At 40.8% G+C, this 24,949-nt stretch carries 20 protein-coding genes and 1 pseudogene; 7 read left to right on the top strand and 14 right to left on the bottom strand.

Annotated elements, in window-relative coordinates:
• Window positions 1-20 precede the first annotated feature (20 nt).
• The 3 genes from FCR06_RS17735 to FCR06_RS17725 all read right to left on the bottom strand — a co-directional run bounded on the left by FCR06_RS17735 (window position 21) and on the right by FCR06_RS17725 (window position 4,912).
• The gene (locus tag FCR06_RS17735) at window positions 21-2,189 is read right to left on the bottom strand and encodes a dynamin family protein (RefSeq protein WP_138501997.1); all 2,169 of its coding nucleotides are present in this window, start codon (window positions 2,187-2,189) and stop codon (window positions 21-23) included.
• A 385-nt stretch (window positions 2,190-2,574) separates the two neighbouring features.
• Entirely contained in the window at window positions 2,575-4,656 is a 2,082-nt protein-coding gene (locus FCR06_RS17730; protein ID WP_138501995.1) for a dynamin family protein, read from the bottom strand.
• A 16-nt stretch (window positions 4,657-4,672) separates the two neighbouring features.
• Window positions 4,673-4,912: a hypothetical protein gene (locus FCR06_RS17725; RefSeq protein WP_223280178.1), complete on the bottom strand. Its 240-nt coding sequence runs from the start codon at window positions 4,910-4,912 to the stop codon at window positions 4,673-4,675.
• 457 nt (window positions 4,913-5,369) lie between these two features.
• On the opposite strand from FCR06_RS17725, the gene FCR06_RS17720 reads away from it, so the two are divergent.
• The 3 genes from FCR06_RS17720 (at window position 5,370) to FCR06_RS17710 (ending at window position 7,832) form a co-directional block, all read left to right on the top strand.
• Complete coding sequence (locus FCR06_RS17720) at window positions 5,370-6,344, top strand: cysteine synthase A (RefSeq protein WP_138501993.1); 975 nt, start codon at window positions 5,370-5,372, stop codon at window positions 6,342-6,344.
• Window positions 6,345-6,438: 94 nt separating this feature from the next.
• Window positions 6,439-6,762: a (2Fe-2S) ferredoxin domain-containing protein gene (locus FCR06_RS17715; RefSeq protein WP_138502069.1), complete on the top strand. Its 324-nt coding sequence runs from the start codon at window positions 6,439-6,441 to the stop codon at window positions 6,760-6,762.
• 176 nt (window positions 6,763-6,938) lie between these two features.
• Window positions 6,939-7,832, top strand: a complete 894-nt coding sequence (locus tag FCR06_RS17710; RefSeq protein WP_138501991.1) for a DUF5331 domain-containing protein — start codon at window positions 6,939-6,941, stop codon at window positions 7,830-7,832.
• A 350-nt stretch (window positions 7,833-8,182) separates the two neighbouring features.
• On the opposite strand, the gene FCR06_RS17705 is transcribed toward FCR06_RS17710, so the two are convergent.
• The 5 genes and pseudogenes from FCR06_RS17705 to gndA all read right to left on the bottom strand — a co-directional run.
• Window positions 8,183-8,914, bottom strand: a complete 732-nt coding sequence (locus FCR06_RS17705; RefSeq protein WP_138501989.1) for an ABC transporter ATP-binding protein — start codon at window positions 8,912-8,914, stop codon at window positions 8,183-8,185.
• Between the two features lie 40 nt (window positions 8,915-8,954).
• On the bottom strand, window positions 8,955-10,484 hold the full coding sequence (locus FCR06_RS17700; protein WP_138501987.1) for a YifB family Mg chelatase-like AAA ATPase: 1,530 nt from the start codon (window positions 10,482-10,484) through the stop codon (window positions 8,955-8,957).
• Window positions 10,485-10,623: 139 nt separating this feature from the next.
• Window positions 10,624-10,905: a 50S ribosomal protein L27 gene (gene rpmA, locus FCR06_RS17695; protein WP_138501985.1), complete on the bottom strand. Its 282-nt coding sequence runs from the start codon at window positions 10,903-10,905 to the stop codon at window positions 10,624-10,626.
• A 30-nt stretch (window positions 10,906-10,935) separates the two neighbouring features.
• The gene (gene rplU, locus FCR06_RS17690) at window positions 10,936-11,340 is read right to left on the bottom strand and encodes a 50S ribosomal protein L21 (RefSeq protein WP_138501983.1); all 405 of its coding nucleotides are present in this window, start codon (window positions 11,338-11,340) and stop codon (window positions 10,936-10,938) included.
• A gap of 361 nt (window positions 11,341-11,701) precedes the next feature.
• A pseudogene (gndA, locus tag FCR06_RS17685) lies at window positions 11,702-13,123 on the bottom strand (NADP-dependent phosphogluconate dehydrogenase); the annotation flags it as partial.
• Between the two features lie 319 nt (window positions 13,124-13,442).
• On the opposite strand from gndA, the gene FCR06_RS17680 reads away from it, so the two are divergent.
• Window positions 13,443-14,186, top strand: coding sequence for a Ycf66 family protein (locus FCR06_RS17680; RefSeq protein ID WP_138501979.1), 744 nt, complete (start codon window positions 13,443-13,445; stop codon window positions 14,184-14,186).
• A gap of 265 nt (window positions 14,187-14,451) precedes the next feature.
• On the opposite strand, the gene FCR06_RS17675 is transcribed toward FCR06_RS17680, so the two are convergent.
• From FCR06_RS17675 to acsF, 4 genes are all read right to left on the bottom strand, one after another.
• Window positions 14,452-15,393 (bottom strand): RimK family alpha-L-glutamate ligase, encoded by a 942-nt coding sequence (locus FCR06_RS17675; RefSeq protein WP_138501977.1) that lies wholly within the window; start codon window positions 15,391-15,393, stop codon window positions 14,452-14,454.
• Complete coding sequence (locus FCR06_RS17670) at window positions 15,387-16,136, bottom strand: hypothetical protein (RefSeq protein WP_138501975.1); 750 nt, start codon at window positions 16,134-16,136, stop codon at window positions 15,387-15,389. Before FCR06_RS17670 ends, FCR06_RS17675 begins: the two co-directional genes overlap by 7 nt.
• 6 nt (window positions 16,137-16,142) lie before the next feature.
• Complete coding sequence (locus FCR06_RS17665; protein WP_138501973.1) at window positions 16,143-17,027, bottom strand: hypothetical protein; 885 nt, start codon at window positions 17,025-17,027, stop codon at window positions 16,143-16,145.
• 140 nt (window positions 17,028-17,167) lie between these two features.
• The gene (gene acsF, locus FCR06_RS17660; protein WP_138501970.1) at window positions 17,168-18,244 is read right to left on the bottom strand and encodes a magnesium-protoporphyrin IX monomethyl ester (oxidative) cyclase; all 1,077 of its coding nucleotides are present in this window, start codon (window positions 18,242-18,244) and stop codon (window positions 17,168-17,170) included.
• Window positions 18,245-19,108: 864 nt separating this feature from the next.
• On the opposite strand from acsF, the gene FCR06_RS17655 reads away from it, so the two are divergent.
• On the top strand, window positions 19,109-19,603 hold the full coding sequence (locus FCR06_RS17655; protein WP_138501968.1) for a TM2 domain-containing protein: 495 nt from the start codon (window positions 19,109-19,111) through the stop codon (window positions 19,601-19,603).
• A 78-nt stretch (window positions 19,604-19,681) separates the two neighbouring features.
• Here FCR06_RS17655 and FCR06_RS17650 read toward each other — a convergent pair whose 3' ends face one another.
• Together FCR06_RS17650 and FCR06_RS17645 are read right to left on the bottom strand one after the other, a co-directional pair.
• Entirely contained in the window at window positions 19,682-20,365 is a 684-nt protein-coding gene (locus FCR06_RS17650) for a DUF2996 domain-containing protein (protein WP_138501966.1), read from the bottom strand.
• Between the two features lie 420 nt (window positions 20,366-20,785).
• Window positions 20,786-21,823, bottom strand: a complete 1,038-nt coding sequence (locus FCR06_RS17645; RefSeq protein WP_138501964.1) for a low specificity L-threonine aldolase — start codon at window positions 21,821-21,823, stop codon at window positions 20,786-20,788.
• A 544-nt stretch (window positions 21,824-22,367) separates the two neighbouring features.
• Between FCR06_RS17645 and FCR06_RS17640 the strand changes: the two genes are divergently transcribed.
• Together FCR06_RS17640 and FCR06_RS17635 are read left to right on the top strand one after the other, a co-directional pair.
• On the top strand, window positions 22,368-23,150 hold the full coding sequence (locus FCR06_RS17640; protein WP_138501962.1) for an ABC transporter ATP-binding protein: 783 nt from the start codon (window positions 22,368-22,370) through the stop codon (window positions 23,148-23,150).
• A gap of 323 nt (window positions 23,151-23,473) precedes the next feature.
• Window positions 23,474-24,949 carry an MlaD family protein gene (locus tag FCR06_RS17635; protein WP_138501960.1) on the top strand — a complete coding sequence of 492 codons (1,476 nt, stop codon included), beginning with the start codon at window positions 23,474-23,476 and terminating at the stop codon, window positions 24,947-24,949.

The following is a 24,949-nucleotide window of genomic DNA, read 5'->3' as shown; positions in this document are numbered from 1 at the left end:
ATTAAATCTCAAAAAACCTTTTAATTTTCAGTCAAAATTGTGTAAGCTTCATTAACTAAGTGCATTTTTTCTTGTGCTTGTTTTTGGAGTTCCGGCTTACCAACAAATAAATCTGGATGCCATTTTTTTACTAAAGTTCGATAAGCTTGCTTTAGCTCAGTTAAAGAAGCATTGGGTTGTAATTCTAAAATACTGTATGCGCGAGTAATTTTATCCTTTTGTGCCTGGGTTTTGGGGGGATTTGATACTTGATTTTTTGGAGTTGTATTTTGCTGTTTGCTAGTTTGAGAACCAGGCGCTCGCATTTCTGCTTTCATTCGTGCTATTTCCTCATCAAGTTCCCAGTTATAAAATTTCGCCTCCACTTCTTCTGGACGTGGAGAAGCAGAAGTTTTTGGTGGTGGAGAAACTTCCTGACGAGGAGACTCTACCTTTGTCTGGGCTTGGGGAGAATCTTTAACTTTCTCTGGTTGTGGGGAATATCGATTATTAATTGTTTTTGATTTAGGGATTTGTTGATAATGTTGATAATTTACAGGAATTTTTACCTTTTCTAACTCTCGTAGTAAATCATTAAAAGTATTTTGTAACTCTTGTAACTCTTCACGTTTATTAGTAATTTCTAACGATTCTTGAATGACTTCCAAGTAAATTACTTTTTCAGCTTTTTGCTCGTATGCAGCCAAAATTGCTAATCCTTGACTATTAAAATCAGATAAATAATCTTTTGTTGCAGCTATACAGAGTTTAGCAACTTGCTGATGATAAGATTCATTGGCTGATTTTTCTTCTTGTTCTTGAATATTTTTATTTAATAAATAAGAAATACTGCCAACCACAGCAGCACCCACAGGCCCCCCCAACAACCAACCAATACCACCACCAACTGCGATGGAACCAGGTTCAATCAAATCATTATTAGTTGGCTTGGGAGGTAATGTGATTTTGGGTTCGCTAGGAAAGGGAATTAATAAATCTTCTGGTCTTTCTGCTTGAAAAAATTCGTAAGCTTGATCAAGCCATTTCACTGTAGCTAATTGTAATTGATTCAAATCTTTTTTGAGAGTATTTTCCCATGATTTAAAGTTATTTTCTGCGAGTGCAACTGCACCATTAGCTTGATATTTTGTTAGCAAATTGGCTAAATTTAACCAGTCACGTAATTCAGAAATACTAGTACTAAAGCCTTGTTTAATCAAATTAACAGCTTTTTCTTTTATTTCAATTTTGGTATTTTGTTTATCAATAAATGATTTTATTTCATTAGCAATTAAATCAATTTTCGCTTTTAATAATAGTTGAATTTGAGTGGCGATCGCCTCTATTCTTGGCAAACGTACACTACCACGATTTTGTTGTAAAATCCCCACAATATTTTGTAAAGCCGTTTCAAAAGCCACCAAACCGCTACTATTAGCTTCTGCGACATCGCCTTTTAATCTAGCTCGTAAGGCGGGTAAAGCATCAACACGATATAAATTACTAAAACTTGAAGGTAATTCGGCTCGAAAACTTTCCGCAACAAAGAGCAAACGGTTTTGTACTTGTTTTTGTTCTTCAAGTTCGAGTAAATTCAGAAAATTGGCAACAAAAACAACTGTTTTAATCCCTCGGTCTAATAGCCAATCTCGCAAACTTTCCCGTTCGCTCAAAGTCATTAACTTACGTGCATCCAATAATTGGATAACTAAATCTGCACTTAAAAGTTGCTGTCGTACTAAATTATCTTGTTCTTCTCTATCATTAGTTCCCGGTAAATCGAGAAATTCTACACCCATTTCTAAAAAGTGATGGGGACAAAAAACTTCTACAGATACTACATCTTTTCGCATCTGTCTATTACCATCAAGAATAGCAAATTGCTGTAAAACTTCCGTCCCACTGTGGTAGATTTCAGTACCATCTACCAACATAATACGAGTCTGCACATCAGTACTATATTTAATAGTAATCGCCGCACCTGTAGTAGGAATTAAATCAATCGGTAACGTGCGAGTACCCAAAATGGCATTTAATAGTGTAGATTTACCATGATTAAAAGGACCAAATACCGCAATCCGAAAACTAGGATTAGTTAAATAATTGCAGATAGAAATTATATCTTGATGCAGTTGCAATTTACATTCTAAATTTAGTAATACAGATGCTTTTTTTAGCAAATCTGCTAGTTGTTCATACTCTGTTTGCATACTTTCTGAATTTTAGTTTCAATTTCAAAAAATTTAACAAAATACTCTATTACAAGTATTCTTCTCTGCGCTTCTGTCTTGGAAAGTTCTGATGCCTCCGGCAAGCCGCCCTCCGGGCGCCTACGCCGGAAGCCGGCGCTCAGACTTTCCGCTGCGCCTCTGCGTGAGATTATTCTATATTCACAACCTAAAAAACAGAAATTTAGAATATTATGAACCACAGACAAACAAATCAGTATTTATCTGTGGTTTAATTCTTCATTTCCTTACTTTTCTAGAGATAAACATCAGAAAAAACTCTTATTTTAATTGTGAAAATTTATTATATAAACAGCAAAGTGCAGATAAAATAAAGGTTTTCACAAATAATTAAACATTACTTCATTTAGCTATAGTAAGCTAATAAATTACTATAAGCCGCCTCAATTTTTTGCAACTGAGCTATTACATCTTCTTGCAATACTTTTAATCTTTTGAACTCACTTTCACGATTAATTTCCCGGGTTTCTTTCTGCTTAACCAAATTATCCAATTCAGATTTACGAGAAACAATATCATCGTTAATCCGCTTATTCACCTCTCTTTCGTAAGAGTCAAAACACTCCTTCACCGCATTGTATACAACTTGAGATTGCTCATGCGCTACTTGAGGTAGATATTTGACTAACTCTTTTTTAGCCGTTTTCACTAACTCTTTACGCGCTTGATCTGCTTGCAAAAACCCTACTCCCAAACCTAGCAGCGCAAACCCAATAGGCCCGAGAAAAACACCCGTCACCGCTGTAATTATCCCGCCTATACCAATTACAGTGAAGTAATTTAACAAGATATTTTTCCAATCAAATCCACTTCCAGCTAGTGCGACACCAGCAAGATTTCCCTTAGACAGTGACAATAATCCCATTGCCCATTTTGCCCAAGCAGGTGAGTTATCATCTTCAGTAGTGCTAGTGGTATTGACTTTAATATTTTGTCCCGTAATTTTTTCGGTGATTTTGTCTGTTACTTGACTGTAAGATGCACCATATTGTGCAGCACTGTAAGAAAGTTCTTTAAAAGCTGCATTGATATCTTTTTGGGCGGTTAATGTCCAAGCAGCAGATTTGTCAGTAATATATTGCTCAAAAGCTTTTTGCAATGCAGCGTTAAAAGCTTCGCGTTTACCACTGCTGAGAAAATCAAACAAATTTAATTCTGGTTGATAGCGTAGAAAATCATTTTCAAAAGTATTACCTAAGTTTAAAACGTAGCTGCGGAAGGATTCAGAAATAGTTCTTGCTTGAGTATCTCTGGTATTGAGAATTTCTTCTTGAAATTGATCCCGAATATTTGTAAGTTTGTTAAACTCAGGTTCTACTGAATCAATTCGTTTTTTCAATTCATTTACATTTTGGTCGAGTAATGGTATTCTTCTTGCAACAGCTTCGCGAGTGTGATTAACAGCTTGTCTAGCTAAGGTTCTGATTTGACGAAGTTCTGCGATCGCTCTTTCTCTGGTAAGAAAAGTATTCAGCGATCCCATAAATTTGGGAAAACCAGTCCCCTCTAAATCAGCTTGGGGATTCTTCAACCGTCGTCTGAGTGCTTGAATGGATGAAAGCTCGAATACGCGCTCGTCATAAATATTTTGGCCATCTACAGAACAATATTCTGCTAAATTTGCTTTAAATACTTGCCGCAATCTTTCTTCAGATGCTTTTAATTCCTCTATATCGTCAGGATCAATTAATGATTCTTTCACTTGATCCCAAGCATTAACTAAGAAGAAAACTGTCAATCCTCGACCTTTGATGTAATTTTCTAAATACCGCCGTTCACCCAAGGTACAAGGTTGAGAAGCTCTCATCACAAACAAAATTGCATGGCAATTATTTACATAGCCCAATGATAACTCGTTTCGCGCTTCTGTATCATTCAATCCTGGACTATCAACAATTTCAATTCCCTTTTCTAGTAACGTTAAGGGATATTCGACTACTGCATAATCAACATCAGGAAATGCTTGCTTTTTCTCCTGTTCTAGTTTTTTTGCTTCAGTCGGATCGATAGTATATTTATATTTAAAATTTTGAAAATCCAATTGTTCTGGACTTTTGCCATTATTAAAATGAATTGTAACTTTCTTTTCTACTCCATAGCGTAAAACTGTTAACACTGCTGTACAAGGGTTAACGTCACTTGGCAATAAGTTTTCTCCAATTAAGGCATTGAGGAACGTACTTTTTCCCCGTTTCATATCGCCCAACACTAAAAGGCGAAATACACCTTGACGGAGGTTTTTGCTAGCTACTGTAATATCATCAATATCTCGTTCTAAACTGAGTTTTCCTGATGAAGAATCCCCAGCCAACTCAGCTTTATCAATTATTTCAGCAAGTTGACTCAAACATCCAGAAATTTCTGATCGCACTTGAGCAACACGGTCTAAATCTTTGATAAATCTGTCAGTTGCTACCTGCTCGCTCATAATAGTCACACCCGGATTAAGGATTGATTTTTTTGGATTCAAAAAATAACTTATAAGATATCCACCGTAATGCAGCAACAATAATAAACCCAGCTAATACTGAGGGTATCCTAACTGCAACCAACGCAACCACACCAAGACCAAACAACTTCCCACCAAGAATTAGTTTTTTCATCCAAGGTTTTTGGGAATTTTCCGGCTGATGCTTAACAGTTTGATGAAAAAGCGCACCAGCAGTATAAATTTTAGCTTCCATTTCTCGAAGTCGCAATTCAACTTCTCGTTCTCGTAATATACATTCTCCTAGTTCAAGTTATTTTTGGCGATGCCTACAGCAGGCTACGCCTATGCTTTTAGATGTCATTGCTGTTCACGCCATTGCAAACAAATAATCTCAGCATCCATCAGCTGGAGTTAGCTCCCACAAAATGTATTCACTTTCCGGAAATTTGTGGCAAAACAAAAATTACCGTCTCACCAAAAGAATGACTTGCGTAAAAATAAGAAATACAAGTCAGTATTGTTATTTATGGAAAATAGAATCATACCAAGGAGAGATGTTTAATGGAGTGGCGTGCCATTCTTGAACTAGAGGTGATCCCTTTGATAACCGCTTCGACTTACACATCATCAGATTTTAAGCAAATCAGCTGTTAATTATCCCACTGCTATAAGCCAAAATTTTTATAGAAGAAAACAAAGGTAGAGTCAAAATGGACATCAAAAATGGCTTTGTCGGCGCTGTTGGCAATACACCTCTAATTCGCTTAAACAGCTTCAGTGAAGAAACAGGGTGCGAAATTCTTGGTAAAGCAGAATTTCTTAATCCTGGTGGTTCCGTCAAAGACCGCGCTGCACTTTACATCATCGAAGACGCACAAGAGAAAGGTTTACTCAAACCTGGTGGTACCGTTGTCGAAGGAACCGCTGGTAATACTGGCATTGGACTAGCGCATATTTGCAACGCCAAAGGATACAAATGTTTAATTATTATCCCGGATACTCAATCACAAGAAAAGATAGACGCACTCACAGCCTTGGGAGCAGAAGTTCGTCCCGTTCCCGCTGTACCCTATAAAGACCCAAATAACTACGTCAAACTATCTGGTAGAGTAGCTGCCGAATTAGAAAACGCCATTTGGGCAAATCAGTTTGATAATTTAGCTAACCGCCGTGCCCACTACGAAACCACAGCGCCAGAAATTTGGGCACAGACAGATGGTAAAATAGATGCATGGACAGCTGCAACTGGTACTGGTGGTACTTTTGCTGGTGTGGCGTTGTACTTAAAAGAACAAAATCCAGCAATTAAATGTGTTGTTGCTGACCCTTTGGGTAGTGGACTTTATAGCTATGTCAAAACAGGCGAAATCAAAATAGAAGGAAATTCCATCACCGAGGGCATCGGTAATGGTCGTGTCACAGCCAATATGGAAGGCGCACCTGCGGATGACGCCATCCAAATCGATGACAAAGAAGCTTTACGGGTAGTTTATCAATTGCTGAAGAAAGATGGCTTGTTAATGGGTGGTTCAACGGGTATTAATGTTGGTGCAGCTGTTGCCATAGCCAAGCAATTAGGCCCAGGACATACCATCGTTACTATTTTATGTGATAGCGGTTCCCGATATCAGTCGCGGATATTCAACCGCGAATGGTTAGCCTCAAAAGGACTTTCAATAGATTAGTTATTAGTCATTAGTCATTAGTTTCTGGCTTTTAAAAAACGACAAACAACAAATGACCAATGACCAAGAACAAATGACCAATGACCAAGGACAAATGACAAACATTACTCAATCATCAAATTCCACAATAGACCAACCTTCTTCTTTTAGATGCGTGCGGGTTTGTCAAAATCGCACTTGTAAAAAGCAAGGCGCTGCTAAAGTTTTAGCAGCTTTCACGGCTTTGTCAATTCCTGGGGTAACAATAACAGGTACCAGCTGTTTGGGACAATGTGGCAATGGGCCGATGGTACTAGTATTACCCGATATGGTCTGGTATAGTGGCGTTCAGCCCGATGAAGTATCTCTACTGGTAGAACAGCATTTGTTAGGTGGTCAAAGAGTCGAACAGATGCTCTATTATCGATTCCATTCCTAAAAATCAAGTCTGCACTGTTGTTGAGTGTCAATTTGAGATTTTAGATTGCCGATAATCTAGCGTTAGCGAGTTATCAAGCTTCGTTTAGCCTTCCTGCTGTATCTGTTTATCAGTGGGGTGAATCGAAAATCTAAAATCCTTTTATCCAAAATTGTTTGACCTAAGTGAGGCATTCGATGAATATCCAGGAACTGCGTCAATCCTTAAAACAGAAGTGGCTGAATTACTACGAGCAAAATATTTCTTGGTTGGTTAAAATCCGAATTTGGGCTACTTACAATGGTTTGCGGCGTCCTTCGTCTGGTTTTATTTTAGCAACGCTGTCTGTTTTGGAACCGCAGTTTGATGAGATACTTACTTTTATGATGGATTTAAATAATAATCCCGATAAAATAGTCGCAGCTTTAGGCCTCAACTTCAATCCCGATCAAGAGTTATGTTTAATCAAATCAGAAAACCAAGTCGAAAGTGAGGTATTAGAGGATAAATCCCACGATCGCCAAGCTGTACCATTGGTTTTAAATACTACCAAAATTGTGTCTGATTCTCCTGTGAAGACGCTACAATCAGATTTACCACGCTTACAGCAACCAGTAATATTACTTACAGATACTACTGAGCTAGCTCCTACACCCAAACCTGGGACATTAGTTGCAGTTATTACTAAAGTTACTTCCAATAGTTCTCTAAAAACGTTAGATTCAGTCCAGTCAGACTCCGGTTTACTCTGGGAAGATAAACCACTAGAATCACCCCTTGAACAGTTAGCTTCTGGAGGAACGCTGACAATTACCTCCCAGGTAAACAGCAAAGCCAAAACTATGCCAGCGGTGGCATTGGCGACTAAATCTAGTAATAGCAGACCAGTGCGATCGCTGGCAATTACTACGGAGATTTCTAATAATAGTAAACCAGTGCGATCGCTGGCAATTACTACTGAAGTTTCCAAAAGTACCAAGCATCTTAATACACCATTACAAGAGATTAAAAGCAAAGTAAATGTATTACCAAGCACCAATGCCCGGAGTGTAGCTTCTTGGGTAGATGAGTTTTGTCAAGGTATGAGATGAGATTGATACTAATTCGTAATTTGTAATTAAGTAGCTCAACCTAATTAAACGTGAAATGTCATTATCAGTGGAACGGAGTGAAGCGTACCACTTCCCTACAGGACGCTACGCGAACGTGGAAGCAAGCTACGCAGAGCGTCTCGTAGGGAAGTAATCGCAAAGATTCTATTTTACGTTTTTCAATCGGGACTTACTTAAGAATACTTAAAAATTATGATACAGGCAGTTTTCGACACTCATAGCTGTAGTCACACTCTTTAGGACATAATGACATGCGTGAATGCTAGAAATAGTTACAATTATTACCTCCTGCCCCCTGCCTCCTGCCCCCTGCCTCCAAATTGAATTAATCAGCCTAAATAAGCCTTTTTAACTCGTTCATCGCTAATTAATTCTGATGCTGCACCTGTTAAAGTGATAGAACCGGCTTCTAGAACATATCCGCGATCAGCAATTTGTAAAGCCAGATTTGCGTTTTGTTCGACTAATAAAATAGTCACGCCAGTCGCCCGTAAATTTTCAATAATTGAGAAAATTTCTCGGACGATCGCTGGTGCTAAACCTAAGCTAGGTTCATCTAAAAGTAAGAGTTTTGGTTTACTCATTAAAGCGCGAGCGATCGCTAACATTTGTTGTTCACCACCGCTTAGAGTTCCTGCTAGTTGATTGCGTCTTTGTGACAATCGGGGAAATTGCTCAAATTGCCGCCCAATATCTGCTTTAATCTCTGCTTGATTGGAGCGAATATAAGCACCCAAAAGTAAGTTATCAAATACTGTTTGCCGCGCTAATACTCTGCGTCCTTCTGGACAATGAGCAATACCAAGTTGTACAACTTCATGAGCTTGGCGGCGGGTAATATTTCGTCCATCATAGATAATTCCACCGCTCTTATGATTAACTATCTTAGATATAGCCCTGAGTGTAGTAGTCTTCCCAGCACCATTAGCACCAATTAAAGTCACTACCTCACCTTTTTTAATACTTAAATTAATTTTCTTCAGAGCTTGAATACCGCCATAATTTACATCAAGTTCTTGAAGTTCTAAAATTGTATAATTTGGTGAATTATCGCTGTTCATCGGCGGTTGATACCCATAAATATGTTAATTCAAAACCTAATTATTGCATTCTATCAATCGTGCGATATTGAATTGCTTCCGCCACATGATTGGCTTTGAGCTTTTCCTCTGCTGCCAAATCTGCAATCGTTCGTGCTACTTTGAGAATGCGATCGCTTGCTCTGGCTGATAAACCTAATTTTCTAATTGCCGCTTCTAATAAATTACGACTTCCATCATCTAGTTTGCACCATTTTTGCAGATGACTACTTTGCATTTGGGCATTGCAACGCAGATTTGCTTCTGTTTGAAAACGGGTAATTGCGCGATCGCGTGCTTGTTCTACTCGTTGGCGCACCGATGTTGAACCTTCTCCCGTCGGTTGCTGGGTAATTTCTTCTGGTTTTAAACGATTCACTGCCACTTGTAAATCAATCCGATCCATCAACGGCCCAGAAAGTTTTGCCCAATATTGCTCGCGTTGGCGGGGAGAACAAGTACACTGTTGAATAGTATCGCCATAGTAACCGCAAGGACAGGGATTGGTACTCGCCACCAAAGTAAACTGCGCCGGAAACATTACCGATAATTTGGTGCGGGAAATCGTCACGTAACCATCTTCTAAAGGTTGACGCAGAAATTCTAAAACATCGCGTTTAAATTCGGTGAGTTCATCTAAGAATAATATGCCATTGTGAGATAAAGAAATTTCACCCGGACGAGGAAAGCTACCACCGCCTACTAGAGAAGGACCGGATGCTGAGTGGTGCGGACTGCGAAAAGGGCGATCGCGTACTAAGGAACCGCGATTTTTCAATAAACCAGCCACCGAGTGAATGCGAGTCACTTCCAAAGATTCAGCAAAACTCAGGGGCGGCAAAATTCCCGGTAACCGTCGTGCTAGCATGGTTTTGCCACTACCAGGCGGGCCGACAAAAATTAAATTATGCCCTCCAGCAGCAGCAATTTCTAAGGCACGACGCGCGTGAGTCTGTCCTTTGACATCTTGTAAATCTGCGCTAGGGTTAGCTACTGTTGCCATTTCCGTTGTACAATTAATCTGTACAGGTTTGTAACGCCCTGGATTGTTTAAAAACTCCACCACATCCGAAAGATGTTGGCAGCCATAAACAGCCAAACCTTGAACTGCCGCCGCTTCTTGGGCATTATCAGCAGGGAGAACTAAACCTGTAATTCCCATCTTTTCGGCAGCAGCAGCGATCGGCAATACACCAGCCACCGCACGCAAAGTCCCATCGAGAGACACTTCCCCTAAGAATAAATAATCCCCGAATAAATCAGCGCTAACTTGCTCAGAAGCCGCCAAAATTCCCATGCTAATAGGTAAATCGAAACAAGGACCTTCCTTGCGTAAATCTGCTGGAGTTAAATTAATCACAATTTTTCGCATGGGAAAGGCAAAACCTGCATTCTTCAGTGTTGCCTTAACTCTTTCTCTCGATTCCTGAATTGCTGAATCAGGAAGTCCCAAGACCACGATTCCCGGTAATCCTCCTGACACATCGACTTCCACCCCTACTTTAACAGCATCGATACCAACAATTGATGCACTCCAGACTCTAGCAAGCATTTGTTATATAACAGTAAACCTTTAGCATCTCTAGCAGATGAGTCGGGAGATACGCATGGGTGAAATCACACAGATGATTTTCAGAGCGCAAAATTAGTATCAGCGAGTAAGGTGGGCACTCTCACCCACCTTGATCACTCTAACTTGCTACTGGTTCAGCAACGGTTGCAACTGAGTAAACACTAACTTTTTTCCGGGTTTTACCCTTTCTTTCAAACGTTACTACACCGTCGATTAAAGCAAATAGAGTGTCATCGCTACCAATACCGACGTTGTTACCAGGGTGAAATTTGGTGCCGCGTTGACGCACAAGAATATTTCCTGCACGTACAGTTTGACCACCATAACGCTTGACACCTAAACGTTGGGCGTTAGAATCACGACCGTTGCGTGTACTACCTGTTCCTTTCTTATGAGCCATAATTTCCTTTGGTGTATCTACTTCTATTTATTATTCTGCAACGGTTTCAGCTTCTTGGGCAGGAGTTTCATCTATGATAGGGCTTTCAGGAGTTGCTGCTTCGGAAGCAAACACTGTACCGTTAAAAGTAATTGAGTCAATGAAAAGTCTGGTAATTTCTTGGCGATGTCCGCGCTTTTTCCGGGTTTTCTTTTTCGGTTTCATTTTGTATACCAGGACTTTACGACCTCTGAAATGTCGCAGTACAGTCCCTTCTACAGTCGCACCTGATACTAGCGGCTGTCCAATGGTGACTTCCCCATCGTGCTGCACGAATAATACTGATTCTATTGTCACTTTTTCATCTGGTTGGGCTGTAAGCAGTTCAATATCGTAGAACCGCCCTGGCTCAACTCGTACTTGTTTGCCGCCAGTTTCAATAATTGCGTAGGTCATGAAATTGTCCTTGAAGTTGCCGTACAGGTAGCTGGTTTTGCCAGCTTTTGCTAATGTGTCTACCTGTTCCGAGCAGGAATTAGACAGACAATCTATAATATTATTCTATTAAAAGGTTTTAAGTCAAGCTATTTAAGCTTTGCTCCTATAGCCGTACTTACATAGCTTAGGACATAATGACAAGCGTGAATGCTAACAATAGTAATAGTTCTACCTCCTGCCTCCTGCTACAATTGACAAAAAAAGTGACTCTAACAGAGCCACTTTCAAATTTACAATCTAAAACTCTCTAATTTGAAGATGTTGTAGGTGTAGTTGGTTCTGAAGTTTGTAGCTCTCTTGGTGTAGAAGTTTGTACTGATGCTTCAGAAATCGGTGTCCATTCGGTGTGGAAGGCTCCGGGCTTATCAAGTCGCTCGTAGGTGTGCGCCCCGAAGTAGTCGCGTTGGGCTTGAGTGAGGTTTTGGGGCAAGCGATCGCGTCGATAGCTGTCAAAATAATCTAATGACGCACTGAATGCTGGTACTGGAATTCCCAGTTTTGCTGATGTTACCAACACTTCGCGCCAAGCTGTTTGTCTGTCGAGAATCGTCTGCTTGAATTCTGGAGCCAACAGCAGGTTAGGTGGCGCGGGATTTACGTTAAATGCGTTCTTAATCTTATTCAAAAATCCAGCACGAATAATACAGCCACCCTTCCAAATCCGCGCCAATTCACCCAAATTCAAGTTAAAATTGTAGGCTTTTGAAGCTGTAGCTAATAGTGCCATGCCCTGAGCGTAAGAACAGATTTTTGAGCAATATAGGGCATCCCGCACCATGTTAATAAAGGCTTTGGTATCTCCCTCATACTTGCCAGAAGGGCCTGTAAGTATCTTGGATGCTGCTACCCGCTCTTTTTTGAAAGAAGACATGATCCGCGCGTTCACCGCTGCAATCATTGTCGGAACAGCAACCCCCAAATCCATTGCAGTTTGCACTGTCCAGCGTCCGGTTCCCTTTTGCCCTGCGGCATCAACAATCAAATCGACTAAGGGTAGATTTGTTTCTGGGTCAATGTATGGGAAAATCTTTGACGTAATTTCAATCAAAAACGAATTGAGTTCGTCGGTGGTGTTCCATTCGGCAAAAACTTCGTGTAATTGATTATGGTCTAGTCCAGCAGCATTTTTCAGCAAGTCGTATGCTTCTGCAATCAGCTGCATATCGCCGTATTCAATGCCGTTGTGTACCATTTTGACGTAGTGGCCGGCACCACCAGGACCGCAATAGGTTACGCAAGGGCCATCATCAACTTGGGCAGCAATTTTATTAAAAATTGGTGACAGATATTCGTAGGAGCTTTCTGTACCTCCTGGCATCAGTGAGGGGCCATTTAGCGCGCCTTCTTCACCACCACTCACACCCATACCGATAAACCGAAGTCCAGCGGGTTCTAATTCCTGAGTGCGTCGTTCTGTATCTTCAAACCAAGAGTTGCCACCGTCGATAATGATATCGCCTTCATCTAGCAAAGGTCTCAGTTGAGAAATTACTGCATCTACTGGCTTACCAGCTTGCACCATCACTAGAATTTTACGGGGACGTTCCAATGAGGCGACAAATTCTTCTAAAGTAAAAGCGGCTTTGACGTTCCGTCCTGGCGCACGCTGCGCCATAAAGGCATCCGTTTTTTCTCGGGAGCGGTTGTAAACTGCAATTGGGAAGCCATTACGCTCGACGTTTAGAGCGATGTTCTCACCCATAACGGCTAATCCAATCACACCAAAGCTTTGTAGTGTCATATATTTGTTTGGCTAACTCTTGCAGATCCTTTCATCTTTTAGGGTAGTCCGAGATTTTCGCCGATCTCCTAAAGAAGACCTTAAGAGTTGATCTCAACGACAAAAATCCACAACTAACACAGATAATTAATTTTAAGTTGTATCTAAATCAACAATTGAGAGAGGAGAATGGGGGGATGAAGGAGTGTGGGGAGTGTGGGGAGAGAGGGGGGAAAGGTTTCTTGCCCGTCCTCCCACACCTCCCACCCCTCCCACACTTCCTGTTTGCCCAATACTCCATGCCCCATACCCAATCCCTAGTCAAAGGAGTAACCCAATAATGCTGGCATATGTCCTAGCTTTGGTGGTCGGTCTTGGTAGTTTAGCCATTTACATAGCAGCTTTCTTTTTCCCAGAAATCCACCGTAAGAATGATTTTATTTGGAGTGGTGTCGGGCTGTTCTACGCTTTAGTCTTATGGGTGTTTGCACGACGCATTTCTGGAGGTTTGTTGCTGGGTCATGTGGCTAGCGTCGCTCTTTTGGTCTGGTTTGGCTGGCAAACTCTTTCGTTACGTCGGCAACTAACACCACAGGCACAACAAACTCAAGTACCTAGTCCTGAGACAGTGAAAACTGGCATTCAGGAGCAGGTAAATAAATTGTCCTTTCAGGAACGGCTAGGTCAGTTGCAACAGGATATTGGTAGCACCTTGAGTGGCGTGAAAGACAAGGTGCAACAGAGTGTGAGTTCAAAGCCATCCACAAAGCCCAAACCTGAAGATATTACCTCTGTACTGAGGGAGCAACCTGCTGTTGAGATTATCGACAATACTACTCCCATACCAAAACAATCAGTACAGAGGACTGTCGCTACTACCGACACCCAAGCAAAAACTGAGAGTGTACCAGAAGCGATTCCACCAAATCCCCCATCCTGGGAAGTGGTGGAACCAGTGGAAGCAGATACCCAAACTGAGAACCAAGAACAGATTTTTCCTCAGCAAATTGCTCCAGATGCACCGCTAGCTTCGCCACCCGAAACGCCACCGGATGCAACACCACCAAATAATCAGGCTAGTTAAATTAAATGAAACCCAACGTTAATTTAAATGTAATGTTGGGTTTCACTAAAGATATTACTAAGGTGTCGGAACAACTGCGTAAGCAAGCTGATCAAAGATATTGATAATTTCAAATTTTTCAGTGTGACTGATGAATGATGAGTGTCAACAATGGAATATTTTTTTATTTGTCAGTCCCTGATGAAGCAGAAGCAGCTAAGCATCCAGCATTTACAACAGATGTAATTAGGATAGAAAAATCAACATAACTCGAAGAACTGCAAAATTAAATGCGATTTCTGCCTGCTAGCAAATTAGCGATCGCCCTACTAATTCCCTGACCTGTAAACTGTTGGTAATAAGTAAACCCAGGTGAAGGATTAACTTCAAAACAATACCATTCACCTTCAGGTGTCCGCCGCAAATCAATGCCGCAAAGAGGTAGATTTATCGCTTTTGCCAATCCTCTACACTGCTGTTCTACTTCTTGGGGCAGATGACAAGCACGAATTTCTGTAGATTCGTCCTCCTGTGCAGCGTAACGATAATCATCAGCTTGAGAAATTACCTCGCTGGCGAAAATCTCTGCACCTACGACATGGACGCGATAATCTCTACCGGGTATGTACTGCTGGAATTGAGTCGGACACCAACAGACATTTTCCAGTCGCTCTAAATGCTCAGCTGCCAAACGCGAGACTTGACTACGAATACCACTAATTGATTTATAAATGACATTGCCGTGACGTTGCCAAAAAGCTCGCACAGCTTCGGGGTCTGTGGTCACAAGGGTTTCAGGAACTTTAAAGCCGAGCGAGCAAATTTGTTCTAGTTGGTAAGGTTTGCAACCATTAGCAGCCATCGCTGACGGACGGTTGATCACAAATGCAGGTGTAATTTCTGACCAACCCATCAGAGCATCATCAACTGCGATCGCATGTTGCCAAGCTGGACTATTTACACCAGCTTGGGCTATTTGGGGAAGGCGACGGGAGTCATAAGGACGCAGGTAGGCGGCGGTAATTTCATTCAAGTTTATTTTTTGATACCAAGTACAAATTTGCCCTTGAACAGGTAATTCTGAGACATTGCCTACAGAAAGTTCAAGTTCAGTATCTAAAATATCTCGTTGGTCAAGGAATACCGTAGGTATGTTGACCCGAGTCAGTTCTGAGTAGACTGCTGCCAAAGGAGATTCTTCGCTAATACCCCACAATAAAACTAGCATTTGGCATCACCTCCACTCAAATACTCAAGTATGGCATCAGCTACATTTGGTGCAGATATATCAGCCCACAAATCGGCACCCAAAAACTCTGCTGAGGATTCGCTGCTGCTAAAATGAACAGTCAACAAATCAACTTGAGCAGCATCAGCAACGCGTCTGGCGTGAGATGCGAGGGTTTTTTCAACTTCACCCAAACAGCGCGTGCCTACTACCGTCACTTTTACCCCAGGTTTTTCCATCACTTGGGGACGCACACTAGCCAACAGTGAACTTTGCCGTCGCACCGGACGTACTCGAATACCGAGTTGAGCAGCTGCATAAACCCACTGTTCCGGTCGCCAAGCAGGCCCTAACAAATATGTTGGCGTTGGTCTGTTCAAGACTGGACATTTTAAACTCGACAACCAGGAAATTAAAAACGCATTCATTTCCGCAGCTATATATACTCGGTCTTCAGGGATGATGTGCAGAAGTTCCTGTTCAAAAATGGAAGGTAGGCGAGTCAGGACACCAGTAATTTGCTCAAGAGCAATCATAACTCCACCTACCACTGCTGAGGAGGATGAGGAGGATGAGATAGTATTTTCTCCCTCATCTTCCCCATCTCCCTCACCCCTGACGTAGTGTCGCCATCCAACCACAGACAAATCTTCGGGTGTCAGGAGACTGGCACCATAAGCCGACCAATTAGCAACCAGCGCCTCGGCGGCTTTGTCATGGCGACTGGCGACAACAACCAACACGCTTGCTTAATTCCTTGGTTGATTAACTACTTGTTGACCGACACTTGGGCGTTCTTTGGCTTGGATAAAAGACTGCCCATTGTGCCCATTTGCTGTGCGCTGTTCTATTTGATCGAGACGTTGAGCCATCAAACCGATTAGCCGTTGTAAGTCATTTGCAGCCTCTACTGGAGTAGGATTTGCAAGTTGGTCTGTTTCAGGAAGCTTCTCAGCCTGAACTTTCTCGAAGTCTTTATCTTTTTGAACTTTCTCGAATTCTTTGACTTCTATCTTCAGTTCCTTGCTATCTTTGAACACTGGGCCTGAAAGCTTAAACAGGCTTCCACCAGTAGATGTAGGTAAAGAATACGCCAACTGATCGAAGTCAAGATTAGGAGCGTCTAAATTCTGAGGCAGGAATGTGCCTCTATGTTCAGGCGTCAACAATAGATTAACTGGGGTAGCCGCAGAAGGAGAATTTATAAAGATTTCTACATATCCGCGAATCTCTAACTTTGCTGCTTTGATGATCTCTATGTTGGTGACATCAGGCAGTAAAGTAATCAAAGCCGTGTCATTAGCTCCAATGCCCACAGTGAACGTAAATCTGCTAGGATCCCCTGGAACAGGCGTTAAATCGCTAAAGTCATTAGTTCCTTTGACATCACTGATTGTCACAGTGTCGGTTACATTTAATTCAGGTGTAGTTGCAGTAAATCGCAACGTCAGTTTGACATCAAAGCTGCTAGTATTAGCGATAGTCAAAAAGTAACCTTGGATAACTGTGCGAGCAACGGCTTCAGTACCAGGGGCAGTAACGGGTGTAATTGGTTTGACTAGCAGTTCAAAGGTTGAGACCAAAGTTGGTTCGGATCTTCTGATAATTTTAGTTCCGTTTGAGATATCTGTCATATGTTGAATTACATATAAACTACATCTCTAATCTAATTGCCTCAACCTAGTGACGAACAGTACCCCTGAGGGTACTTTTTCCATAAAAAAAGTGGTTCCGCAAAACAGAACCACTAAAGCTTTCACAAACCGATTATTATTTAGCGAGCTGCGCCTTGAGCAGAAGCAGCATCAATAGGTTTCATCAAGTACAGCCGCAATAACTGCCAGCCATTGGACATGTAAAGTGGCAGTTTTTGGAAGAATTGGAGAAATTTGGGAGTATTAGAGTTGGCGATCGCACCCAGCTTCTCATTATTGCTGATACAAGTGTCCAAACGTCCATAAAACTCTGGATTTTCCACATCCAGCATCAATGGGAACACTCTACCTGCGGTTTCATTGGTCTTTTTAATTACATAAATGTCGTATTCTCGCGCATCGAGTCCAAGGGTGGCATAAAAGTCCTTGCGTTGGATGTCATTGAGATACATTGTTACAAACACTGATAACAAGAAGAACCGACTCCATAGCCTTGCCTTCCAATCATTCAATATTTGCGGTTGAGATTTCATCACCGCATCGAAGAAATCACCGTGACGGTTTTCATCTTGACACCAGTTTTCAAAGAACCGGAAAATCGGATAAATCCGGTCTTCGGGATGTGCTTCTAAATGGCGATAAATGGTGATATAGCGCCAATAACCAATCTTCTCAGAAAGATAAGTCGCGTAGAAGATAAATTTTGGTTTAAAGAAGGTATAATTGCGGCTCTTAGTCAAAAACCCTAAATCTAGGGACAGATTAAAGTCAGACATAGCTTTATTCAAAAAGCCAGCGTGACGTGCTTCATCCCGTGACATCAGATTAAAGCATTCTGCTAAGACGGGGCTTTTGTCTTTCAAGCGACGGCCGAGTTCTTTGTAGAGCAAAAACCCAGAAAACTCTGCTGTACAGGAACGTTCTAAAAATTCAACAAACAACCGACGAGTTTCTCCATCAATATGATCCCAGGATTGTTCAAACTCGGCATCCCGAACAAAATGATGGCGGTTGTAGTCAGTGCGAAACTCTTGGAGAATGGCTCTTAACTCGTCCTCGTTGACGGAAATATCCATCCGCGCCATTTCATCAAAATCGGTAGTATAAAACCGAGGTGTTAACAGGGTTTCTCTTGCTGGGACTTTAATTCCTGGCCGTATTTCTTCAAAGCCTGGTTTTTTGAGGGAATCTACCATGTCTTGATTGCAATGAGTGTCTTTATTATCTTGAGTACACCATAAAACCAAGGATGCTGGTCTGGGAATACTCAACAGCCGACAAATAATTCATTTGTATAAAGTTCAGTCTACCAAGGTGCGGGTGATAAACTAATAAGCTAAACATTAAGAGTTGCAACAATAATTCAACGTTTTGCGGAATTGACAATGGGCAATTAGTAGTGAAATGAACATAGACAAACCGAGATATTACACCTAGTCCCAGCGATTATAAATCGCGGTTGATGTTGCACACAAACTCTTTTTGGCTCTGCGGACTCAAGAAATTTGAAACCTATGCTGGTGAGTAAAGTCTCGTGTAGCTGCGATTTACATTCGCCTGATACTACTGTGTAGCTTCCGGTCACTTAGTACTATTACAGTAATTTTCTGTGGTTCTTACTACAATAAATAAAATGGTCTTATCAATAAGTTAATCATTTTAAAATTTACAATCCATGACCAGCACGATTACTAAATACTTCTAATCACTCTACTCTAGAGCTTGCACCATTATTAACAGTTATCTGTTATCTAGTTATCATTTTTGTCCCTTGGGTTCAAGTCCCCCAAAAAATTTGGTGGTAAGCGTTGGTGTGCCGTAACATCACACCATACGCCTGATAACTGTTCGCTGTTCGCTGATTTAATAACCATAGAAAAGGCACTTTCTACAACAGAAAAATCAGGTTTGAGCAAGTACTCAGCAGTGCCCAGACTATAAAATTGTCATCAAACAACTGGTGCAAGATATGAGCCTAGCTATTCATACTGGTGTTAAAGAAAACAGTATGGGAAAACTATCTTAGATAACAACAGCAAATCCAAAGGGTTGACAACAAGATGAATCCTGAAAACAATCAAAATAAAGACCGAGTTCTTGTCTCTTACATCTTGTGTGGAGTCGGATTTTTTGGCTTGGGGGGGCTACATCGCCTATACAACGGTAAAATCGGCACAGGATTGTTATGGCTGTGTACTTTTGGTTTATTTTATGTAGGGCAGGCTGTGGATTTGCTTCTCATCCCCGGTATGGTTGATGAATACGAGAACAAACTGAGACTAAAAGCAGGTGTATCTCCCTTCGGTGTACCAGTCAATCAACCAATTATCGCCTCTCAAGTTCACCACCCAAGTGGTAATCAACTGATGATAAAACTAATTGATGCCGCTGAAAGTAGGGGTGGTACTCTCACTGTTACTCAAGGGGTGAAGGCTACGGGAGCCAGCTTTGCTGAAGTAGAAAATACTCTTAAAGAAATGTATAAATCAGGTTATGTAAAAATTGATAACGACCCCAATACTGGAGCCGTTACCTATCATTTCCACGAACTTTAATTGTTCTTTGTCACTAGTCATTTGTCTGATATACTAATGACTAATACTTCGGCTTTGCTCAGTACAAGTGACGAATGACTAATTGATACCTAGCCACTTTTGACCATCTAAACGCTGCACTAGACCATATACCAATAGGTCTAGTGTAACTTTGCGTTCATCAATTAAGAATGACTCAAGAGTGCTGGGTTTTTTACCTTCATTACAAGAAAAACCCTTTTTGCCTTGAATATCTTCTTCGGGAAAATACAAATTAAAATTGTACAGGCCGTTTTGCAAACTGCCGATAATTTGCCAGGATTCTTCGGCTGATTCAAAGCCTTTGATTGGGACTTTTTGCTTGGCAAGAGCCACTTTTAAATCTTTTACACCTTGTTGAGCGATCGCTTTTTGTAAAGCTGGCAAGTAGTATTGCTCGATGAACTCTACAAATGGTTTATCTTCAACAGCTGGGGCTTTTTCTTTTTTAGCGGCTTTAGCTGCGGGTTTTTCTTCTGCTGTGGCATCGGCAGGGGGGGTTTCTTCTGTTTTAGCTGCGGCATCTGGTTTTTCTCGCTTGCGTGAGGCCGCAGCTGGTTTAGCGGCATTAGGGTTATCTTCGGGGTTTGCGGCTTTAGGATCTGGCGTGTTGGCAGTAGGGATGTCTGTCGCTTCGGGTGAGTCTGTACTAGGAGCATTTTCTTCGGCGACACTGGGAGCCTGCTTGTCAACAGTGCTGGGAGCTACCTCTCCGGCTTCATTGTGATTCGGTTCTTCTGCCATTACTCAGGTCAATCCTTTAATCTTGCTTGATTGAGCGATCGCTCACCTGGAGATATCGGGTATTTTCATTTTGACATACTAGTGCAGTTGTCAAGCGTGGGCAGTGGCAGAGGTAAGGGGATTTATTTTTTGGAGTTCCCTAAATAGCTGCGATCGCTTCTGTAATTTTTTAAGGATCTACACGTTCGCTCAATAACCAAATCAATCAGACTAGTACAGCAGAGCAGAAATAAACCAACCATTTTAAATRTCTGAAACCCTTGCGAACAGCTAATTAYGTTAGCGCAGCGTTAGCCAGGAACGAGTGTCATTACGTAGCTTGTCTCTCGCCAGAGGCGAGTATTACGAATTACGAATTACGCCTTGCGTTACTAGAGTTAGCGGTGGTGGCAAACTTAATATTTTTCCAATTTAATTTTTCTAACCGATTGCATTTTTAATATTATCAATCAATTCATCAATCCTTGATTTAGTGGTATTCCAAGAACACACAAAACGTACTCCTCCCACACCAATAAATGTATAAAATTGCCACTTATTTGCTTTTAAGCTCTGAATCACTTGTTCTGGTAATTTGACGAACACAGCGTTAGCTTCTCTAGGAAGCATCAAGTCAACGCCTTCTATATTTAATAGCTGATTTTCTAAATATTCAGCACATTGATTGGCATGTCTAGCATTTTTTAGCCAAGCACCAGTTTCTAATAAACCCAACCAGGGAGCAGAAATAAATCGCATTTTTGAAGCTAATTGACCAGCTTGTTTACATCGGTAATCAAAATCCTCTGCTAGCGCTTTATTGAAGAAAATAATTGCTTCACCTAATGCCATTCCATTCTTAGTTCCACAAAAACACAACACATCCACACCAGATTTCCAAGAAATTTCAGCAGGACTTTTATTCATTGCGGCAACTGCATTGGCAAAGCGAGCGCCATCCATGTGAATTTTTAAGTTATACTTTTTGGCAACTTCTCTAACTTGCAAAAGTTCTTCGATAGAATATAAAGTTCCTAATTCAGTTGATTGTGTAATGCTAATAACTTTAGGTTTAGGATAATGAATATCATTACGCCTAGTGACAATTGCTTCTATCGCCTGTGATGTTAACTTACCATTTTTTCCTTGAGCAAGTAGCAGTTTAGAGCCATTAGAAGCAAATTCTGGGGCGCCACATTCATCTGTTTCTATGTGAGATGTCTCATGACAAATGACGCTGTGATATGACTGACAAAGTGCAGCTAATGATAAAGAATTTGCTGCTGTACCGTTAAAGGCAAAAAATACTTCACAATCAATTTCAAAGAGTTCACGAAAGTAATCTGCGGCTTTTTGAGTCCATTCATCATTTCCATAAGCAGGAACGCTACCTTGATTTGCCCTAATCATATATTCCAGGGCTTCCGGACAAATACCAGAGGAATTATCACTTGCAAACTGCTCTAAGTAGCTAGTCATGATTTGGAAGTTAATTTTTATCAGTATTTTTTCTCATGTTAGTGAATAATTTTGCCACCTGCCAACTCAACATTTGGACTATTAAATGTGTTGTTAGTTTTCTTCTCTACGATAGGCTACGCCAATGAGGGGTTTAGCCCACGCTTGATAATGCGGCTGAATTATTGCTTTTGTGATGTCCAGAGAAAACTTGAGTCGGAGTTTGTGGTTACTGATACATTCAATTACTTTCAGACGTTCAACTACTGTGATGACTTCGTCAACTTGATGTTGAGGTATTTTGCGATGTTAAAGCTTTTAACTGAATATTATGCTAAAAAAATAAAGTTTGCCAATTAAAACGCCAATCATATACTTATAATGTACTACACAATGCCCTACGAATAACTATGACATCACCATTAGGTATATTTGTCGTTTGTCATTTGTTATTTGTTCTCTGTCTTTGAAGTTATAAACGCCGGAAGTCAGTGCTAGTGACTTATGTGTTTATCTTTTGCAAATGATTAATGACCAATAACCAATGACTAGTAATTAATAACTAATGACTGAACCATTAATTGAACTCAAAAGTATTTCTAAGTCCTTTGGTAGCCACAAAGTTCTAGATAATGTTGATTTGACAATTTACCGGGAAGAAGCATTAGGAATTATTGGCCCATCGGGGACTGGTAAATCAACGATTTTAAGGGTGATAGCGGGGTTACTGGCTCCTGATGAAGGAGAAATTTATATTCAAGGAGTGCGACGAGAGGGTTTGATTGAGGATGGGCGCCAGTCGCTTGGTATTGGTATGGTATTTCAACAAGCGGGATTATTTGATTCGCTGACGGTGGAGGAGAATGTCGGATTTTTACTTTATCAAAATTCCAAGTTACCGCGATCGCGCATTCGAGATTTAGTAAAAGAAAAATTGGAAATGGTAGGCTTGCCGGGAATAGCCGACCTTTACCCAGCAGAACTTTCCGGGGGAATGCGAAAACGAGTTAGTTTTGCCCGGGCGATTATGTCTAACCCCGATAATCCTAAAGAAGGTGCAGAAGTTTTACTGTACGATGAACCAACAGCCGGACTCGATCCGATTGCTTCAACAGTAATAGAAGATTTAATCCGCTGTTTGCAAACTACACATGGAGTCTGTAGTACCTATGCTGTCGTTACCCATCAAGACAGTACTATACGCCGTACAACTGATAAACTTATATTTTTGTATGAAGGTAAAGTACAGTGGCAGGGAACAGTTGATGAAATATACAGCACAGAAAATCCTTTGATCAAACAATTTATTAGTGGAAGTGTCGAAGGGCCGATTCAGGTTCTTGGTTAGAAAGTTAGGAGTCAAAATTTAAGAGTGAAAAACTCATAAGTAGCTCAATCTAAATTAAATGTGAAATGTGATTATGAGTAAAACAAAGTCAAGCGTACCTCTTCCCTGCAGGACGCTGCGCGAACGTGGAAGCAAGCTACGCAGAGCGTCTGGTAGAGAAGTAATTACAAAAATTCTGATTACGTTTTTCAACGTTGACCTACTTAACTCTTAACCCTTAACTAATAACTACTAACCAAAGCAACAAAAACCTCTTTGGCAAGGTTCCTAACTTATAATTCATAACTCTTAACTAATAACTAATTATTGGCTGAAAGGAAAAAATGCGAGAAATCACAAGCCGCTTCACATCTGGGCGAACACTTAGAGAAGGTTCTGTAGGATTGTTACTCCTAGCAGGACTAGGGGTATTTGGAATAATATTTTTGTGGTTAAGTAAATTCACTGTTGCTCGCGGTTCATACAAAGCTATTGTCGAATTTGCTAATGCTGGAGGAATGCAAAAGGGAACGCCAGTTCGCTATCGTGGCTTTAAAGTAGGAAATATTTCTCAGATCAGGCCAGGAGCAAATGCCATTGATGTAGAGATTGAAATTCTCCAAAAAAACCTGATTATTCCTCGTGATGTAGTGATAGAAGCTAATCAAAGCGGACTAATTAGCGAAAGTGTTATTGACATCACACCAAAAGCAACGCTTCCCACTCAGGTGGCGATCGCTAAACCTCTAGACAAAAATTGTGATTCGAGCCTAATAGTTTGTAATGGCTCTCGATTAAAAGGTCAGCTTGGTATTAGTGTTGATGAACTAATTCGCAGTTCAACTGAACTAACCAATGTATACAAAGATCCAAAATTTTCTAAAAATGTTAATGGAGTTTTAGAAGCCACTACAGTCGCCGCAAATAGTTTTACAGATTTAAGTCAGGATTTAAAAGGTTTGAGTAAAAGTTTGCAACAACAGTTAAATACATTTTCCGCCACTGCTAATTCAGTGCAGCGGGCGACTAATCAACTTAATGTATCCGCAACTGATACAGTGAATAAATTCGGTGCAACTGCAACTCAAGCGAATCGATTGCTGAACAATTTAGATAACTTGTTGACAACAAATCGGTCTTCACTGGTTAGTGCGCTGAACAATATTACCGAAACTAGCAACCAATTACGCGTTACGGTTAGTAGTTTATCACCAACTATCAACCGCTTCACTAAAGGAGAATTACTAAATAATTTAGAAGCCCTCTCCAAAAATGCGGCACAAGCCTCAGCTAATTTACGTGATGCTTCCAAAACTTTAAATGATCCAAAGAATATCGTAGTATTGCAACAAACTTTAGATTCAGCACGGGTAACATTTGAAAATACCCAAAAAATTACATCTGATTTAGATGAATTGACGGGCGATCCTACTTTCCGGCAAAATCTGCGGCAACTTGTAAATGGTTTAAGTAGTTTGGTATCTTCTACACAACAGATGCAGCAACAAATGCAGGTTGGTACTACTCTAGATTCTGTAAAAACTGCTGTGAGTAAACCAAATAAAATAATTCCTACTCCAGCACTCAATCAAGAGGAAATATCTGATAAAAAACTGTTTTTAAAGTTGCGATCGCCAATCACCGAATCTCATAAAAATCCTGATGTTTATGCAATTAATTCACCTCCTGCTTTTGAGAGTATTACCACTAATCCTCAACTAATCCCTACTCAGCTTGTCCCTAACTCATCTCAAGAAAACCTCTTAAAACAGCTGCGGGAATATGGCAAGCAACGAGAGCAGTTAAAGACAGAAAAATAG

Source organism: Nostoc sp. PA-18-2419, from assembly GCF_005869855.1.
Lineage (GTDB): Bacteria > Cyanobacteriota > Cyanobacteriia > Cyanobacteriales > Nostocaceae > Nostoc.
This window is presented reverse-complemented; position numbering and strand designations above follow the sequence as displayed.

Coding starts and splice junctions, on each gene's coding strand:
- FCR06_RS17735 (WP_138501997.1), bottom strand. CDS start 2,189: ATGCAAACAGAGTATGAACAACTAGCAGATTTGCTAAAAAAAGCATCT.
- FCR06_RS17730 (WP_138501995.1), bottom strand. CDS start 4,656: ATGAGCGAGCAGGTAGCAACTGACAGATTTATCAAAGATTTAGACCGT.
- FCR06_RS17725 (WP_223280178.1), bottom strand. CDS start 4,912: ATGGAAGCTAAAATTTATACTGCTGGTGCGCTTTTTCATCAAACTGTT.
- FCR06_RS17720 (WP_138501993.1), top strand. CDS start 5,370: ATGGACATCAAAAATGGCTTTGTCGGCGCTGTTGGCAATACACCTCTA.
- FCR06_RS17715 (WP_138502069.1), top strand. CDS start 6,439: ATGACAAACATTACTCAATCATCAAATTCCACAATAGACCAACCTTCT.
- FCR06_RS17710 (WP_138501991.1), top strand. CDS start 6,939: ATGAATATCCAGGAACTGCGTCAATCCTTAAAACAGAAGTGGCTGAAT.
- FCR06_RS17705 (WP_138501989.1), bottom strand. CDS start 8,914: ATGAACAGCGATAATTCACCAAATTATACAATTTTAGAACTTCAAGAA.
- FCR06_RS17700 (WP_138501987.1), bottom strand. CDS start 10,484: ATGCTTGCTAGAGTCTGGAGTGCATCAATTGTTGGTATCGATGCTGTT.
- rpmA (WP_138501985.1), bottom strand. CDS start 10,905: ATGGCTCATAAGAAAGGAACAGGTAGTACACGCAACGGTCGTGATTCT.
- rplU (WP_138501983.1), bottom strand. CDS start 11,340: ATGACCTACGCAATTATTGAAACTGGCGGCAAACAAGTACGAGTTGAG.
- FCR06_RS17680 (WP_138501979.1), top strand. CDS start 13,443: ATGCTGGCATATGTCCTAGCTTTGGTGGTCGGTCTTGGTAGTTTAGCC.
- FCR06_RS17675 (WP_138501977.1), bottom strand. CDS start 15,393: ATGCTAGTTTTATTGTGGGGTATTAGCGAAGAATCTCCTTTGGCAGCA.
- FCR06_RS17665 (WP_138501973.1), bottom strand. CDS start 17,027: ATGACAGATATCTCAAACGGAACTAAAATTATCAGAAGATCCGAACCA.
- acsF (WP_138501970.1), bottom strand. CDS start 18,244: ATGGTAGATTCCCTCAAAAAACCAGGCTTTGAAGAAATACGGCCAGGA.
- FCR06_RS17655 (WP_138501968.1), top strand. CDS start 19,109: ATGAATCCTGAAAACAATCAAAATAAAGACCGAGTTCTTGTCTCTTAC.
- FCR06_RS17650 (WP_138501966.1), bottom strand. CDS start 20,365: ATGGCAGAAGAACCGAATCACAATGAAGCCGGAGAGGTAGCTCCCAGC.
- FCR06_RS17645 (WP_138501964.1), bottom strand. CDS start 21,823: ATGACTAGCTACTTAGAGCAGTTTGCAAGTGATAATTCCTCTGGTATT.
- FCR06_RS17640 (WP_138501962.1), top strand. CDS start 22,368: ATGACTGAACCATTAATTGAACTCAAAAGTATTTCTAAGTCCTTTGGT.
- FCR06_RS17635 (WP_138501960.1), top strand. CDS start 23,474: ATGCGAGAAATCACAAGCCGCTTCACATCTGGGCGAACACTTAGAGAA.